Raw genomic sequence first — 15568 nt, 5'->3', positions numbered from 1 at the left:
CCGTGCGCACCATTTCGTTGCCCGGCAACCGTGCCAACATCCGCCGGTGCGCGCGGCGCACCCTACCGAATGCCTCTGTAGGAGCCTGCTTGCAGGCGAATGTGTAACGGGCCGCGATTCTTAGAACTTCGCACGCACCCCGAAATTCACCGTGCGGCCGTAATTGTGAATCTGGTGCAGGCGATCATCGGAGCCCACATAGGTAGAGGGGCGATTTTCCGTGAGATTGACAGCCTGCATGAAAGCCTCGTAATTCTCGGCAAAGGTATAGCTGGCCCCCATATCCAGCGTGCCATATCCCTTCTGGTAAAAGGGTGTCGCATCCTCTTCGGTGGGACGGGAGGTGACTGTCACACCGGCATCGGTGAGATAGTCATCCCGCCATGTGTAGCTCAGGTTGACCTCGAACGGCCCGGCCTCGTAGAAGGGCGAGATGGAGAAACTCTGATCGGAAATCCCCTGGATACCGGCGGTCTGGAGGCCCACACCCGACTTGTCCAGCTCGAGCTTAGAGGTGGCGAAGGTCGCCGTTGCCGCAATACCGAGCCCCATATCCAGCCGACCGGTAAAGCCCAGCTCCAGCCCGGAGATGGCCACGTCGCCGACGTTGGCCGGGGAACTGACCAGCACATCCACGGGCAGGGTGGAGCCATCGTTCACGGCAAACGGCAATGTGCGGGTCTCGAAGTCCGATGCAATGTAGTTGTCCACATCCTTGTAAAAGCCCGCAACGGAGAAGGCCCCGAAGTCGTTGAAGTACCACTCCAGCGACATATCCAGGTTCCAGGAGGTGTAGGGCTCCAGGTAGGGGTTGCCACCCGCAGCCGTCAGGACCAGACCCGGATCGTCCAGCGCTGCGGCGCCCTGTACGAAGATATCCGAGACGGTACCACTGTTGGGCACCACAACATCCCGCAGCTCGGACAGGGAGGGCCTCGTCATTGTCTTGCTCGCGGACAGACGCATGATCACGTCATCGTGCAGATCGAAGTTCAGGTTTACACTCGGCAGCAGTTCCTTGTAGGTGTTATCCGTCGTGCGAGCAGTGGTCACGGTGCTGACATTGCCCTGCCCGTCAGTCTCGGCGCTGGCCAGGGTTCCCTCTACCAGGCTCTCGGTCTCCACATAGCGAAGGCCGGCAATACCGGAAAACGGGATTTCACCCACCTGGGAGGCGAAGTCCAGCCTCGCGTAGACAGCGGTTATTTCCTCGTCAATACCGTATGAATTGCGCATGTCTGCGGCAGTGGGCTCCAGCTGATCGGCACTCGGCTCCACACCATCAAACTCGCCGTCGATGACGAAAGACTCGCGCCACAGGTCCCAGTCTGCAGAGGTCCAGAGCTGCCCCTGACCGACAACCTGATCGAAGGTGTTGCCGGGAACCATTACATCGTTGAAGTCATCGATCAGGCTGAGACCGTCGCGCAATGTGGTGGTGCTGCGATCCCGGCGCTGGTAATCGCGGGAGCGGTCGGAAACCTGGATCCCCGTCTTGAGCTGGGTCAGGGAGACGTCGGCAAACTCCATGTCGAGTTCGCGCGTGGCGTCAAACTTGAAGGTGACGTCCTCGTCCTCGGAATTCATCGGGCGGATACGGTAGCGACGGAACGGCACCGTGGCGGGATCGGTCAGGTCCAGATCCGTGTACAGGGCGTTGATCTCCGCATCCCCGACGGCATCCCCACCCAGGTCGAAGGTCGTGTTGCCCACGCCTTCCGCCGTGCGGTACTCGATGCGCTGCAGCGGTGTCTCCAGATCCGAGGTAGCGCGGGAGAAACTCACTTTCGGCTCGAAGGTCCACGCCGCCACATCGTACTCGGCACCGGCGATTACGATGGTATTTTCATGCGCCTGGTCGGAAAATTCCGTGGTATTGCGGATACGCCCACCGTTGATGGTGCCGGCAACCAGCCGATCGTTCTCGATAACGGCGGTGCTCTGGTCCAGATTATCCCAGTAGCCCCATGTCTGGTAGGTCAGGCGGCGCTCCGCAATTTCGTTGTTGAACTGGGAGTACTGCATATCCAGATCGAACTCCAGATTCTCCGACGGCCGCCACTGCACACCGCCGACAGCACTCATGCGATCGCGCTTTTCCTGCTCCAGGGTCACCTGCATATCGCCCGGCACGGCAACACCGTGCAGATAATCGGCATCGGTGACATCCTCTTCGGTGACCTCGCCCCAGCCGTTGCCGAAGCGCTCGAACTGGACTTCCCGCTCCTGGTAGGACACACCGCCCAAAACGCCGAAGGTACCGCCTTCATTCTGCCAGCTCGCGGAAACCGCGCTCTTCGGTGACAGGGTATCGGCGAGCTCTTCGTAGCTGCCCTCAAAGGAAGTGGAGACAAACGGATCGCGATCGAGCGGATCGAGCATGCGGATTTCCACCGAGGAGCCGATACCGCCCTCGGTCATATCGGCGGTAGGCGCCTTGGAGACAACCACACCATCGATCAGGTCTGCGGGCAACACCCGGAACCGGAACTGTCGGCCGGACTGGCCCGAGGTGCGGATATTCTCGTTGTAGGCCAGCGGCATGCCGTTCAATGTCACCGACTGGAAGTTCGGCCCCAGGCCCCGCACGCTGATAAACTGGCCCTCCCCCGCTTCGCGGACAATGGTAACGCCCGGCACCCGCTGCAGCGCTTCCGCAACGTTTACCGCGGGCAGCTTGCCGATATCGGCGGCAACAACCGCATCGGAAATCGACTCTCCATCTCTCTTCACATCGAGGGAACGATCGAGGCTGCCGGCGAAAGTGCCCGTCACCACGATTGTCTCCATACGATCCTCGTCCACCTCCACCTGCGCGGCAGCGGGCCCGGCACCAAACAGCGCAGCACCGGAGACACCCGCCATCAGGCCCAGCTTGCTCACCAACGGTACGGCCTGCGCCAGGCGCTTTTTACTGAAATCTATGCGCTTCATTTTGAAATCCTCAGCTCCCAAGGTCAGTCAACGGTCGGAAAAACCGGCCATCAATGCGCGGTTTTCATCCGCTGCTGACATAGAGATCAAAACAGCGCGGAGGGGGACAATTATTTTATTTCTTTCCCTATTTCGATCTCTTAATCAAAATGAAACAATACGTTTCTATACTGGATAGCTACCCGCTTCCACACCCTTTCGTAATCGTCATCCCGGGCTTGACACGGGATCCAGAAAAAGAGCCCCAAACTGTCCGGATTCCAGATCGTCTGCCATGCCCGACTTGATCCGGAATAGCGATTAATACAACGATGAGCCCTTATAAAAGGACAGTGAGAGGAGAAAAGGGAAAGAAGAATACAGGAGAGAAAAAGGGATGAGGCCGAAACCTCAACCCAGATTACGAGAATAACGGCAGATAGCGCTTTGCGCCCGGAGACGGCTGATAGTGCTTCTCGAGACAAAGCACTTCATAACACTCTCTGCAGAAAACTTATGTACTGAATGCATGCTCGAACTTTCTACAGCCCGAACACCCAACCCAAGAGCGGGCAATGCACCTTGGGGCGGCTGATCAAAGAAAGGGCTACTCAAGGTCCATACCATAATCCTCTTTAGCTGCAACCTTCAGGGAATTCAAAACTCCCTCCAAGTCTTGCAACTTCTCGTCATATGTAAGCTGCTTATCTTCATCTGTTTCCATTGAAGAAAGTTTTTCCAGACGATCTTCATAGTGTTTTAGCGCCTCCCATAGAATATGGTACTCACTAACGATTGGATGAAAACCTTTAGACGGCATTAATACCACTCCCTGCAATCAACAATTCAACTCTAGTGCGATCAAGGCCCAGCTCTTCCATAGCGCCCAGATATTTCTTGAGAGGCATATTCCTGGAAGGGGCTATCATATAATGACCTTCGTGACCGGGTCTTTGATCTTTGACTAAAACTAGCTCTGGAGGAATAACCGCTCCCTTTTTTATCTTCCAAACCTTCTTCCCTGGCTTTGACATTATTTTTGTCATGTGGTCAAAGGCCGAGAATCCATTGCCATCAGCTACTACCGTTTCAATCCCATCTTGGACCACAATACGAACATCCCTTCTAGCCCTATCTTCTGTGAATGCTGGCCAAGTTGCATTCCCCATGCGATATAGATCCTTGGTAAATTCTGCCACATCCATGATATAAAGATCTTCCATTGCGATCATTCCTGATCCTCCTTTCCTAGTCTTGATAACTCGGTTTTCTAACGCCAAGCTAATCGGAGCGTGGCTTGGCCGCGCGTCCAGTTGAGCGACCTGTTAAACCCAGCAAGGCTGAAACCTCCGCCAAATCAGGGGATGGAGGTCGGCTTTCAATATGTGGAATATACTCTTCCGAGTCTGGACCCCAATCAAAATATAGACCGCCCCCCTTTTCTTCGAGTTGCGCTGCCAACTCGGCAGTAACTTCTAAATCCTGAAAGTGAAGTCGCTTCGGATTCTTATCGCCAAGTATATGAGCTAAAACTTCTAAACGATATTTTCCTTTCCGAAATCGGAACGATTTAGAATCGTCATCCGGAACTAGAAAATGATGATTTGCGGATATACCGTTCTCGCCGACGTAAAGTCCGCTACCACGGGCTAATTTACTCTCACCGCAAACCCAAATATTAAAGTTCTGCTTAGCCTCATTACGAGACAGCGTGACGTGCATACTTTCGATGACCCGACCGCGCTTCGACGTCGAAAACAGCAACGTACGGAGATAAATCTTCGGCGCCCCCTCCTCGCTGGGAGTTCGCGGGGCATCTGGACCGAAAAAAATGACAGTAGGTTGCGTCATTCGGACAGTGCCTCGCTGGAATAATGTCAGCCAAGCGGTTGTTCCAGAAATGAGTAAGGCCAGAAACGATATTGTGATAGATATAGACTCTGCCATGAGCCTCCCTTGGGTTTAACGCCGCCAACACGTGCGAATTTGTAGTGAAGTTTAAGCCGCAACGGAAAAGCCCTCGCTGTGCTTGGCATTGTCAGATCTTCGCGGGCAGCTGTCCCGATTCCCATAAGCCAACGGTTAACGAACTTCTTTCATCTCCTGGCTTTACTCCCAAATCCTTTCGCATTTCGAAGAGTAGTTCTGACATTAGACGATCATGAGCTTCCTGGCTTTTCGTGTCATTCGAGATTTTGATTTCTTCCTGGAATTCTTGCAGCGCACGAATCACGGATTGCGGAGCGATCAAGTTTAATTTATTACAGGCAAGTGCAAAGGCTCGTTGACCATCTGGTGTAAATTCTCCGCTAATAACGCCACTTAAGCATGCGACGAAATCTTTATAGTGAGCCAACTTTTCTTTACGTAGTTCAGCCTCACGCTCACGCTTCTTCGTGAACCAATAACTTGCTCCAGCCACAGCAACAGCACCTGACGCAGTTATGATTGCTGTTAATAACTCAGTAGCCATATGTATGCTCTAACATTTAAATCGTAGTCGTAACAACCGATATATCCAGTATATCCCGTCTCATATCTCAATTGAGACAACTCTACCAAGAATGCTCTGCAACGCCCGCACCGTCAAGATTTTGGCGAAAGTAGTACTATCGTACTCCACGGCAATAACAATCACCATGCCTCATACCCCATATTCTCCACCAACCTCTAAACAGTTGCTATTCCTGCTCTTTTGGGAAAAGCCACCCACAGCCAAAAATATCGGCTCAGACGATTGTTTTCCTTCCAGGTTCACTGCTCCGCGGGTGTAATGATGACTGGATATACTGGCCCAACGGAAGGAGGGGAAGGCATTTCTGAGGGAGATCCGGCAGCACTCCTTCGCTACCGTCTTTGTTCAGATTCCCCGACAGAACTCAGTTCAACCTTTTAAGATAACGATAAATCGCATCCTGCGACCGATATCCCCGGCTGGTATTGTCGGCAATACGGGTATTGCTCTGCTCGGCATCCAGGACCCGCGCTTTTTTGTTGTCGCTCCACTGGAGTTCCATGATCTTACGGACCGTCTTGCGGTGCTGTTCGTCCTGCACCGGGAAGGTGACTTCCACGCGGTGGTCCAGGTTGCGGGTCATCAGGTCTGCCGAGGATAGCCAGATCTTTTCTTCGCCGCCGTTGTGGAAGATGTAGACGCGGGCGTGCTCTAGGTATTTGTCCACCAGGCTGATTACGCGGATATTGTCCGACAGGCCCGGTGTCTCGCACACCAGGGAGCACATGCTGCGCACGATGATGCGGGTTTTCACGCCGGCGGCGTTGGCGCGGTAGAGGCGTTCGATCACTTCGCTATCTACCAGGTTGTTGCACTTGAAGAAGAGTGCCGCCGGTTTTCCCGCCTCTGCGGCCTGTATCTCCCGATCGATGGCTTCCAGCAGTGCCGGGCGGTTGGTGTAGGGGGATACCGCGATATGGCGGTATTCCGGGCGCAGGTGGGGGTATTGAATGAACTCGAATACATCGTAGGCGTCGCGCCCCAGGCCCTGGTCGCTGGTGAGCAGGCTGAAATCGCAGTAGACGCGGGCGGTGCTCTCGTTGAAGTTGCCGGTGCCGAAGTGGCTGTAAAAGCGCTCTCCGCCACCTTCCTCGCGCACGATGGAAATAAGCTTGCAGTGTACCTTGAGTCCGGGCACGCCGTAGATCACATGGACGCCGGCATCGCGCAGTTCGTTGGACCAGTGGATATTGGCGAGTTCGTCGAATCGCGCCTGCAGCTCCACTACCGCGATCACCTTCTTGTTGTTGCGCACGGCGTTGACCAGCGCCGCCACCACGCGGGAGTTTTTTGCCACCCGGTAGAGGTTGATGCGGATTTCCTTTACCTGGGGATCGATGGCGGCACTGATCAGCAGGTTGGTGATGGCACGGAAGTCGTGATACGGGTAGTAGAAGAACAGGTCGCGCCGGCTCAACTGGTCGAAGACGCTCTCGTTGTCCGGCAGCGTGGCGAGGGTTTTCAGGGGCTTGTAGCGGTGGCGGGCGGAGTCCGCCGGGAAGTTCATGAAGTCCTTGGAGTTGTGGTAGCGCCCACCCGGGGTATAGCTGTCGTAGCGCCCCATGTTCAGTCTCTTCTTCACCAGCTTCAGCAACACTTCCGGCATGGCGGCGTCGTGGGCGAGGCGCACCGGGTCGGCCTTCTTGCGTTTCTTCAGGGATTTCGCCACCCGGTCGACGATGTTCTGCGTGATATGTTCGCCCAGCTCCAGCTCTGCGTCGCGGCTGATCTTGAACATATAGGCCTCGGCCTTCTCGATCGGCAGCACATTGCGGAAGACATCGGCGAGACAGGCGCGGATGATATTGTCCACCACGATATAGACTTTCTCGCGCTTGCCCTCCCGCGGCGGTATCACCACGAAACGCGGCAGCACATCGGTGGGAATCTCCATGGCTGCGAAGCGCTCGGCGTTGCCCTCCAGTTGCAGGTAGATGGCAAAGTAAATGCTCGCTTCGTTCAGCAGCGGCATGATGTGGCGACCATCGATAAAGAAGGGTTCCAGCTCCGGCAACACCTCCCGGTGGAAGTAGTCCTCGACAAAAACGCGCTGCCGGTGCGTGAGCTGCTTTTCGTTGACCAGGTGAATATTGTGCTGGTCCAGGTCCGCCAGCACTTTGGAGTAGGCGCTGAAGGAACGTCGCTGCAGCCGCAACACCTTTTCGTTGATGCTGCCCAGCAGTGCGGAGAAGCGCTCCTTTTTCTTGCCGCCCTTGGTGAAAGTCGCCAGACGGCGCACATCCGCCACGCGTACGCGGTAGAATTCGTCCAGGTTGTTGGAAAAGATCCCCAGGAAGCGCACCCGCTCGATGATGGGTACACTTTCGTCCTCGACCTCCTGCAACACACGCTCGTTGAAGGACAGCCAGCTTAGCTCTTTGGGGTATAGCGGCGTATTATCGGACATGTATCAACTGCTTTTTTGCGGATAGGAATCGGCGATTCCGGAAATTTTCGGCAGGACAGTTTGCTACATTCTCATGACAACTTTTTGACAGGATAGCTGATGGAGCGCGACACCGAACGCTACGCCGCACTGGATCTGGGATCCAACAGTTTCCACCTGCTGCTGGCGGAGTTCCGCGACCAGCGTATGGTGCGCCTGCACACTGATCGCGCCATGGTGCGCCTGGCCGAGGGGCTGGACGAAAAACGCAACCTGGATCCGGCCGTGGCGGAGCGGGCACTGGCGGCAATGCGCCGCTTCCAGCCGGTGCTCGCGGAGCTCCCCACCGACCATATCCGCGTTGTCGGCACCAACACATTGCGCGCCGCCAGGGCGGACGGCTTCCTGGAGACGGCGGAATCCATTCTCGGCGCGCCGATCGAGATCATCAGCGGTATCGAGGAGGCGCGGCTGATCTACACCGGCGTGCTGGCCGCCGCGGACGGTCCGCCACGGCTGCGCTGCACCGTCGATATCGGCGGCGGCTCCACCGAGCTGGTGCGCGGGCGCGAGGTGCCGCAGCAGTTGCAGAGCCTGTATATGGGCTGCGTCTCCTACCACCGGCGCTTCTTCGCCGACGGCGTCATCGCCGGCAAGAACGGGGGCAAAAAAAAGAGCGGCAACAATTTCAACCGCGCCTGCCGCGCCGCCCGCGCGGAGCTGCAGGGGCTGCAGCACCTGGCCGACAGCGCCGAGGTGGTAGGCGCCTCGGGAACGGTGAAGTCGGTGGCGCGCGTACTGAACGGCGGCGACCTGGAGCCGATCCACCGCACCGATATCGACGAGCTGGCGGAGCGGGTGGCCGCCACCGCCACCATCGACGACCTGGACCTGCCCAACCTGGACGAGGCGCGGCGCCCGATATTCGCCGCCGGCCTGGCGATACTGCACGGGATTTTCAGCGAACTTCGCATCGAGGAAATGCAGGTTTCCCCCTACGCGATCCGCGAGGGCATCGTCCACGACCTGGCCGGGCGCCTGCACGGCGGCGACCGCCGCGCCGATACGGTCGCCAACATGATGCAGCGCGGGCAGATAGACATGGACCAGGCGCGCCGCGTCGGTGACACCGCCCAGGACCTGCTGCTGCAACTGTGCCCGGATTGCAGCAGCGAACAGTTGCAGCGGCTGCGCTGGGCCGCGCGGCTGCACGAATTCGGCCTGGCCCTGTCCCACAGCAGTTTCCGCAAGCTGGGGGCCTATATGATTGAACAGGCGGATATGGCCGGCTTCGCCCGCGCCGAGCAGGAACACCTGGCACACCTGGTCCGCAACCAGCGCGGCCGCCTCAAGCCGCCGCGGGAACACTACGGCTTTCACCCCAACCCGGCCCTGACCCTGTGCCTGCGGCTGGCCTGTATCGTGCACCGCGATCACACGGATCGCAGCACCCGGGGCCTGCAGCTCGGCGGCGACAAAAACCACTACCGCCTGCGCGCCGAACAGGCCTGGCTGGACCAGCACCCGGCGATCGAGGACCTGCTCTACCAGGAGGTGGAGCGCTGGCGGAACGAGCCGGTGCCCCTGGAGCTGGAGGCGGTGTGATATCCGCGCCCCGCCCCTCGATCGATGCAGATGGGCACGCTTTTTCTGGCCATCCTACGGTGGGATTTCAAGGGCAACGGGGCAGTGGATACCCGGCGCCTCCCCACCCTACAATGACCAGATGAAACTCAACGAAGTCACCCTCAGCCACCACTACGCCGATCTCGGCGATGCCTTCGGCACCCGGATCGACCCCACACCGTTCGAACACCCGAAACTGATCCACGTAAACCCGGCAGTGCTGGAACTGCTGGGCATCGACGAAAGCGAGGCAGACAATCCCGACTGGGCCCGGTTGGGCTGCGGCAGCAAGCCGTTCAAGGGCAGCAGGCCCTTCGCGATGAAATACACCGGCCACCAGTTCGGCGTCTACAACCCGGACCTGGGCGACGGCCGCGCGCTCCTGCTGGGCGAACTCGAACACAAGGGCAAGCTCTGGGACCTGCACCTGAAAGGCGCCGGCAAGACCCCCTACTCCCGTTTCGGCGACGGCCGTGCGGTGCTGCGCTCCACCATCCGCGAATACCTCGCCGGCGAGGCGCTGCACGGCCTGGGCATCAGGGCCACGCGCGCACTGTGCCTGGTGGGCAGCGACGAGCCGGTGACCCGCGAGCGGATCGAGAGCGGCGCCATGCTGATCCGCGTGGCCGAGACCCATATCCGCTTCGGCCACTTCGAATACCTGTTCTACACCCGGCAGCTGGAAGCGCTGAAACAGCTGATCGACTTCACCTGCGAGCGCTTCCTGCCGGAGGCGCAGTCACTGCCAGACAACGAAAAGGCCGAGGCGCTGTTGCGCTTTACCGTGCAGCGCAGCGCCGACCTGGCCGCCGGCTGGCAGGCGGCGGGCTTCGCCCACGGCGTGCTGAATACCGACAACATGTCGATCATCGGCGACACCTTCGACTTCGGTCCCTACGGCTTTCTCGACGACTACGAGCCGGAATTCATCTGCAACCACTCGGACCACACCGGCCGCTACGCCTTCGAGCAGCAACCCGGCGTGGTGCTCTGGAACCTGAACGCGCTGGCCCACGCCTTTTCCGCCTTTGTGGAAACCGACTCCCTGAAAGACTGCCTGGAGGAATTCCAGCCGCACCTGGTGGACGCCTACGCCGCGCGCATGCGCAGCAAGCTGGGGCTGGCGACCGAGGAGGACGGCGACCGCAAGCTGTGCGCCGACCTGCTGCAACTGCTGGCGGACAGCCGTGCCGACTACCCCCTTTTCTTCCGCGCCCTGGCCCACTACCGCGGCGAGCGCCCACCGGCGGCGCTGAACGAACTGGTTCCGGCGGCGCAGCAGGAGGCACTGGCACAGTGGCTGGATCACTACGACCAGCGCCTGGCGCGGGAAGACAGCGACTCCAGCGCCCGCAACCGCGCCATGCTGCGCAGCAACCCCAAATTCGTGCTGCGCAACTACCTGGTACAGAAAGTCATCGATGCCGCCGAGGGCGGCGACTACCGCCCGCTGCAGACCCTGTTCGAGCTGCTGCAGACCCCTTTCGACGAACACCCGGAACACGAGACCTGGGCCGCGGCGCCGCCGGAGAGCGGCAAGCATATGCCGATCAGTTGTTCGTCCTGAGGCGTTCACCTCCACCCACCGGGCCCCGCCGCCCTCTCCCAGCGGGAGAGGGGAGCTATGCCGGAAACACTGGGGGGCAAATCGCCCATCGAGCCTTCTCAAANTCAGTTGTTCGTCCTGAGGCGTTCACCTCCACCCACCGGGCCCCGCCGCCCTCTCCCAGCGGGAGAGGGGAGCTATGCCGGAAACACTGGGGGGCAAATCGCCCATCGAGCCTTCTCAAACCCCATACCAGTCCCCTCTCCCACCGGGAGAGGGTTAGGGAGAGGGCGTAGTTGGACTGAGCGCAGCGAAGTCCAACATCCGGGCCCCTTCACCGCCCTCTCCCCCGGCCCCTCTCCCGGCGGGAGAGGGGAGCTATATCGGAAACACCGGGGGCAAATCGCCCATCGAGCCTTCTTAAACCCCATACCAGTCCCCTCTCCCACCAGGAGAGGGGTACAGGTTGGAGTGAGCGCAGCGAAGTCCAACCTGCGTACAGCGCCCCCTCGCCACAGCTACACTGCAAGAAGATGCCCGATTTTTCCTGTGACCTGGTGTATGATCCCGGTCATATGCACTAAAAGGGGTGAGGAAATGATGAGAAACCTGCTGATGGCCACCTGCTGCCTGCTGTTTGCGCTGCAGGCCAGTGCCGCGGACGTACTGGGCAAATGGCGTACCATCGATGACGAGACCGGCCAGGCCAAGTCTATCGTCGAGATCTACCAGAAGGGCGGCAAATACTACGGCCGCGTGGTGGATCTGCTGATGAAACCGGACGACACCGTCTGCGAAAAATGTCCCGGCGACCGCAAGGGCAAAAAGATCGTGGGTATGGATATCATTACCGATATGGTGAAGAACGGCGATGTCTACGAGGGCGGCGAGATCCTGGATCCCACCAAGGGCAAGGTTTACGACTGCAAACTCTGGCTGGAGGGCAACCAGCTCAAGGTGCGCGGTTACGTGGGTTTCTTCTACCGTACCCAGACCTGGTACAAAGCCAATTAAAATCGGTTATTGCGACAACAGCCAACCCGCTAATTGAGGGCAGAGCAAAGTATTCCGCGAATAGTTGACTCTGCCCTCACTGTTTCTCCCTGTTATTTTTCAATATTTTTTAATATTGATTCCGGCCTGCCATTTTTAATTCCCGGTATTTTCCCGCTGCCCATGTCCCACTTTAAAGTGGGATTCCATTTCCCCGAAACCTTCTATACAGCGTAACTGGCACGGTGCTAGCTTTTTTGTGCCACCGCGTCTGCACCTGCGTACTGGCACTCTTCAACAACACTGACAAGCAATAAGAATAGGGAACCGTTATGAACCTTACGCGAAGGAAAACCCTAAAACGACTGACGCGCTACCTGTCGGCGGCCTGCCTCGCCTTCACAGCCACCGCGCAGGCGGCCACGGTCGATCTCCTGGTGCTGTACGACCAGTATTCCTCCGACTATTTCTCCGGCGATCCCCAGACGGCCATGGCCAACTGGGTCAACCAGATGAATGCCGCCTACAGCGACAGCCAGATTGACCTGCAACTGCGCCTCGTGGGCGTTCGCCACAATGAAGAAGTGGGCGCGGATATGGGCGAGGTACTCAACAACCTGCGACAGAACAACGCCGTTCAATCCTTGCGGAACCAACTCGGGGCCGATTTCGTCTCGCAGATGCACAGCACCGGCGCCTGTGGTGTGGGCTATGTGGCCGTGGATCCCAACTGGACCTGGAACGTGGTGCACGCCGGCTGCGGGCCCATGGTCATGGCCCACGAACTGGGACACAACATGGGGCTGAACCACTCCCGCCGCCAGGGCGATACCGGCGGCATCCGCTTCGGCTACGGCGTCGGCTACGGTGTGGACAATGTGTTTGTGGACATCATGGCCTACGAGGGCGTATTCAATACCACCCGCGTCAACCGTTTCTCCAACCCCAACCTCACCTGCCGCGGCTATCCCTGCGGCGTGCCGGTGGGCGACCCGCAGGAAGCCTACGGCGCGCTCGCCATTCACAATGTGCGCGATGAAATCGCCGCCTTCCGGCCCACCGCCGGTACCAGCGGTCCGGTGGTTGTGTCCGAACACTGCGACTTCGGCGGCTACAGCGTCGGCCTGCCCGCGGGCAACTACGACCTGGCCGAACTCAACCGGCGCGGCATTCTCAACGACGATATTTCCTCGATCCGCGTACAGAGCGGCTACAAGGCGGACCTGTTTACCGACAACGGCTTCGCCGGCAACCTGGTGAGCAAAACCGGCGACGATAACTGCCTGGTGGACGACGGCATCAACGACCTGGCCAGCTCCCTGATCGTCTCCACCACCGGCGGCTTCAGCCACACGCTGCAGGCGGAAAACTACTTTTCCAGCGCCGGCGTCGATCTCGAAACCACCAGTGACACCGGCGGCGGCCAGAACGTCGGCTGGATCGATACCGGGGACTGGATGGCCTACAACGGCATCACCTTCCCGGAATCCGGCAACTATACCGTGGAGTACCGCGTGGCGAGTCTCGATGGCGGCGGCCGGCTCTCCCTGGACCTGAACGGCGGTGAAACCGTCCTCGGCGAACTCGCCCTGCCCACCACCGGCGGATGGCAGAGCTGGACCACCGTGAGCCAGACGGTCAATGTCCAGGCCGGAACCTACAATCTCGGCATCTACGCCCAGGCCGGCGGCTGGAACCTGAACTGGATTCGCATCAGCCGTTAAGGTTTCACACCACAAACACGCCCGGCTTTATTGCCGGGCACTTTATTTTTTCAGGTCCCCAAAACATGAATAAAACAACCATGAAAAAAAATGCAATCCCGGTGTGCCTGGCAATCGCGGTGATCGGCGGTATCTGGTCGTCGCTGGAGCTCGACCCCAGCGCCGATACGCCGACTCCGAAACCGCGCGACACATCGGCTTCCACTCGCGCCACCGATGGCTCAACCCCGGAAGATCCCGGCAAAGACCGCAAAGCGGCATCCGATACGGAAACCCGGGCGGTGCCCGGCCGGGTACTGGAACGCACGCGGGCCATGAATGCCCGGCGGCCGGACAGGAATTTCACCGCGGAGGAGGTAGAGCGGGCAATGGAGCGCCGCGATATGTGGTCGTCGACGGAGGAGGTCGCCACCGACAGGATTCCCCTGGAAGAAGAGGACCTGCACGATGGCCGGCAACTGATCCAGTTCAGCCCGCTGAAACTCGAGAGCCTGCAGGCCGGCGACCGGGTGGCGATCGATATCACCGAGGCGAACACCTCCTACGAAGTGACCATCGACCGGATAGAAAAGCACGACTACGACAGCGTGAGCTGGTACGGCCATATCGACGGCAACGACGGCCAGCGCTACCAGGTCAGCTTTACCCGCGGCGAAAGCCTCACCGTCGGCGGCATCGACACCCCCGACGGCAACTTCCAGCTACAGGCCCACGGCGACGCCGGCTGGATCGCTTCCAGCGGCTCGCTGTTTGAAACCAGCGGCGAGACCGACGCGGTCTATCCGCCCGGGACCGCCCCCGGGTCCGGGCAGTAGACCGGTCGAGTCAATCGTTCTCGGGTTTGGGATTGGAGAGCATGAAGGCCAGCGGAATCGCCGCCAGGTTGATCCACATCAGCAACTGGAAGTCGTTCATCCGCTGACTGCCCGTTCAGGGCGTGTCAGCACACAGCTTTAGAGTGGAAAGCGACTGAGAGCGCTGTCAGAGCTCCCGGCACTGTCCCGCTCATCTATGCATCTTGTCGCAGTAGTCAATAGCTGGTGATACAATTCGATCAGATATGCGCATAGCGCAATTAGTTAGGGAGGATCCCATGACCGTTCAAGTGACCAACACATCCGTGACCAAGAGCAGGCAGAAGGTCAAAATCATCGACGGCCGCCAGGTGAAGGTGGTCGATTCTAAGCACGCCAAGGCAACCAGCAAGAACATCATCTCCAAGTACAGCACGGCTCTGAACATCCTAAAAGATAACTAAAAGGGACTGCCAAATGGTCAACGTGGACGACCTCGCGCACCTCACAGCAGAGGATGTGCGCTCCTATCATGATGAAATCCTGGAAGAATTGCCTGGCCTAGCCGGCACAAAGCCCGGCATGTCCGTTGATGCGCTTGTCGGCCGAATCCACCAAATCTCTTCTATATCCACTTTATATGTACATCAATCACTACGGTTTCAGGACCTACCGGCGCCTGGAAATAGCGCTATACCATGCGCTTGGGCGGCTGCCAGTACCGGAGATGTCCCACAGATTTTACTGACGAGGCTTATTTCAATCCGATGCTTATCTTTTTCTATAAACAGCAAAAAAATATAATATTGCAGCCAACCAAGAAAATAAAAAAAGACCAACACCCCAAAAAATTCTGTTATCAACTTTACCCGAAGAAAGACAATCCACTAGCATCGTCATCCAAAAACTAAAAGAAAATACAACTATAAAAAACCCAGAGAAAATTTTCCAAAGTGGCAACCCCTCATCACCGACACTTGGCCCTCCGCCATATACAGAAAAAAAGTACACCAATAAAAACACTACTGAAAAAGCTAAAAAACTAACCCCAAAAACTTTCATTGCTAATAC

Annotated in this window: 13 protein-coding genes; 6 read left to right on the top strand and 7 right to left on the bottom strand. The window is 58.2% G+C overall.

Annotated elements, in window-relative coordinates:
- Window positions 1–120: 120 nt before the first annotated feature.
- From OQE62_RS07725 to ppk1, 6 genes are all read right to left on the bottom strand, one after another.
- Window positions 121–2934, bottom strand: a complete 2814-nt coding sequence (locus OQE62_RS07725) for a TonB-dependent receptor (RefSeq protein WP_265721439.1) — start codon at window positions 2932–2934, stop codon at window positions 121–123.
- Between the two features lie 586 nt (window positions 2935–3520).
- The gene (locus tag OQE62_RS07720; protein ID WP_265721438.1) at window positions 3521–3733 is read right to left on the bottom strand and encodes a hypothetical protein; all 213 of its coding nucleotides are present in this window, start codon (window positions 3731–3733) and stop codon (window positions 3521–3523) included.
- Window positions 3723–4145, bottom strand: a complete 423-nt coding sequence (locus OQE62_RS07715) for a Tse2 family ADP-ribosyltransferase toxin (RefSeq protein ID WP_265721437.1) — start codon at window positions 4143–4145, stop codon at window positions 3723–3725. Before OQE62_RS07715 ends, OQE62_RS07720 begins: the two co-directional genes overlap by 11 nt.
- A gap of 49 nt (window positions 4146–4194) precedes the next feature.
- Window positions 4195–4764 carry a hypothetical protein gene (locus tag OQE62_RS07710; protein WP_265721436.1) on the bottom strand — a complete coding sequence of 190 codons (570 nt, stop codon included), beginning with the start codon at window positions 4762–4764 and terminating at the stop codon, window positions 4195–4197.
- Between the two features lie 187 nt (window positions 4765–4951).
- Window positions 4952–5386 (bottom strand): hypothetical protein, encoded by a 435-nt coding sequence (locus tag OQE62_RS07705; protein ID WP_265721435.1) that lies wholly within the window; start codon window positions 5384–5386, stop codon window positions 4952–4954.
- A gap of 406 nt (window positions 5387–5792) precedes the next feature.
- On the bottom strand, window positions 5793–7835 hold the full coding sequence (gene ppk1 / locus OQE62_RS07700; RefSeq protein ID WP_265721434.1) for a polyphosphate kinase 1: 2043 nt from the start codon (window positions 7833–7835) through the stop codon (window positions 5793–5795).
- Window positions 7836–7934: 99 nt separating this feature from the next.
- On the opposite strand from ppk1, the gene OQE62_RS07695 reads away from it, so the two are divergent.
- The 6 genes from OQE62_RS07695 (at window position 7935) to OQE62_RS07670 (ending at window position 14961) form a co-directional block, all read left to right on the top strand.
- The gene (locus OQE62_RS07695) at window positions 7935–9419 is read left to right on the top strand and encodes a Ppx/GppA phosphatase family protein (RefSeq protein ID WP_265721433.1); all 1485 of its coding nucleotides are present in this window, start codon (window positions 7935–7937) and stop codon (window positions 9417–9419) included.
- 121 nt (window positions 9420–9540) lie between these two features.
- The gene (locus OQE62_RS07690) at window positions 9541–11007 is read left to right on the top strand and encodes a protein adenylyltransferase SelO (RefSeq protein WP_265721432.1); all 1467 of its coding nucleotides are present in this window, start codon (window positions 9541–9543) and stop codon (window positions 11005–11007) included.
- Between the two features lie 576 nt (window positions 11008–11583).
- Entirely contained in the window at window positions 11584–12000 is a 417-nt protein-coding gene (locus OQE62_RS07685; RefSeq protein ID WP_265721431.1) for a DUF2147 domain-containing protein, read from the top strand.
- A gap of 311 nt (window positions 12001–12311) precedes the next feature.
- Complete coding sequence (locus OQE62_RS07680; RefSeq protein ID WP_265721430.1) at window positions 12312–13703, top strand: carbohydrate-binding protein; 1392 nt, start codon at window positions 12312–12314, stop codon at window positions 13701–13703.
- An 80-nt stretch (window positions 13704–13783) separates the two neighbouring features.
- The gene (locus OQE62_RS07675; RefSeq protein WP_265721429.1) at window positions 13784–14518 is read left to right on the top strand and encodes a hypothetical protein; all 735 of its coding nucleotides are present in this window, start codon (window positions 13784–13786) and stop codon (window positions 14516–14518) included.
- 278 nt (window positions 14519–14796) lie between these two features.
- Complete coding sequence (locus OQE62_RS07670) at window positions 14797–14961, top strand: hypothetical protein (protein ID WP_265721428.1); 165 nt, start codon at window positions 14797–14799, stop codon at window positions 14959–14961.
- Between the two features lie 307 nt (window positions 14962–15268).
- Here OQE62_RS07670 and OQE62_RS07665 read toward each other — a convergent pair whose 3' ends face one another.
- Complete coding sequence (locus tag OQE62_RS07665) at window positions 15269–15559, bottom strand: hypothetical protein (RefSeq protein WP_265721427.1); 291 nt, start codon at window positions 15557–15559, stop codon at window positions 15269–15271.
- Window positions 15560–15568 lie beyond the last annotated feature (9 nt).

It is taken from the genome of Microbulbifer halophilus, assembly GCF_026183675.1.
Classification (GTDB): Bacteria; Pseudomonadota; Gammaproteobacteria; order Pseudomonadales; family Cellvibrionaceae; genus Microbulbifer; species Microbulbifer halophilus.
Note: the sequence above shows the minus strand (reverse complement) of the source record. Positions and strands in the feature narration are given on the sequence as shown.

What these genes read in the sequence shown, in the direction of transcription:
- OQE62_RS07725 (WP_265721439.1), bottom strand. Translation starts at nt 2,934, where the DNA reads ATGAAGCGCATAGATTTCAGTAAAAAGCGCCTGGCGCAGGCCGTACCG.
- OQE62_RS07720 (WP_265721438.1), bottom strand. Translation starts at nt 3,733, where the DNA reads ATGCCGTCTAAAGGTTTTCATCCAATCGTTAGTGAGTACCATATTCTA.
- OQE62_RS07715 (WP_265721437.1), bottom strand. Translation starts at nt 4,145, where the DNA reads ATGATCGCAATGGAAGATCTTTATATCATGGATGTGGCAGAATTTACC.
- OQE62_RS07710 (WP_265721436.1), bottom strand. Translation starts at nt 4,764, where the DNA reads ATGACGCAACCTACTGTCATTTTTTTCGGTCCAGATGCCCCGCGAACT.
- OQE62_RS07705 (WP_265721435.1), bottom strand. Translation starts at nt 5,386, where the DNA reads ATGGCTACTGAGTTATTAACAGCAATCATAACTGCGTCAGGTGCTGTT.
- ppk1 (WP_265721434.1), bottom strand. Translation starts at nt 7,835, where the DNA reads ATGTCCGATAATACGCCGCTATACCCCAAAGAGCTAAGCTGGCTGTCC.
- OQE62_RS07695 (WP_265721433.1), top strand. Translation starts at nt 7,935, where the DNA reads ATGGAGCGCGACACCGAACGCTACGCCGCACTGGATCTGGGATCCAAC.
- OQE62_RS07690 (WP_265721432.1), top strand. Translation starts at nt 9,541, where the DNA reads ATGAAACTCAACGAAGTCACCCTCAGCCACCACTACGCCGATCTCGGC.
- OQE62_RS07685 (WP_265721431.1), top strand. Translation starts at nt 11,584, where the DNA reads ATGATGAGAAACCTGCTGATGGCCACCTGCTGCCTGCTGTTTGCGCTG.
- OQE62_RS07680 (WP_265721430.1), top strand. Translation starts at nt 12,312, where the DNA reads ATGAACCTTACGCGAAGGAAAACCCTAAAACGACTGACGCGCTACCTG.
- OQE62_RS07675 (WP_265721429.1), top strand. Translation starts at nt 13,784, where the DNA reads ATGAAAAAAAATGCAATCCCGGTGTGCCTGGCAATCGCGGTGATCGGC.
- OQE62_RS07670 (WP_265721428.1), top strand. Translation starts at nt 14,797, where the DNA reads ATGACCGTTCAAGTGACCAACACATCCGTGACCAAGAGCAGGCAGAAG.
- OQE62_RS07665 (WP_265721427.1), bottom strand. Translation starts at nt 15,559, where the DNA reads ATGAAAGTTTTTGGGGTTAGTTTTTTAGCTTTTTCAGTAGTGTTTTTA.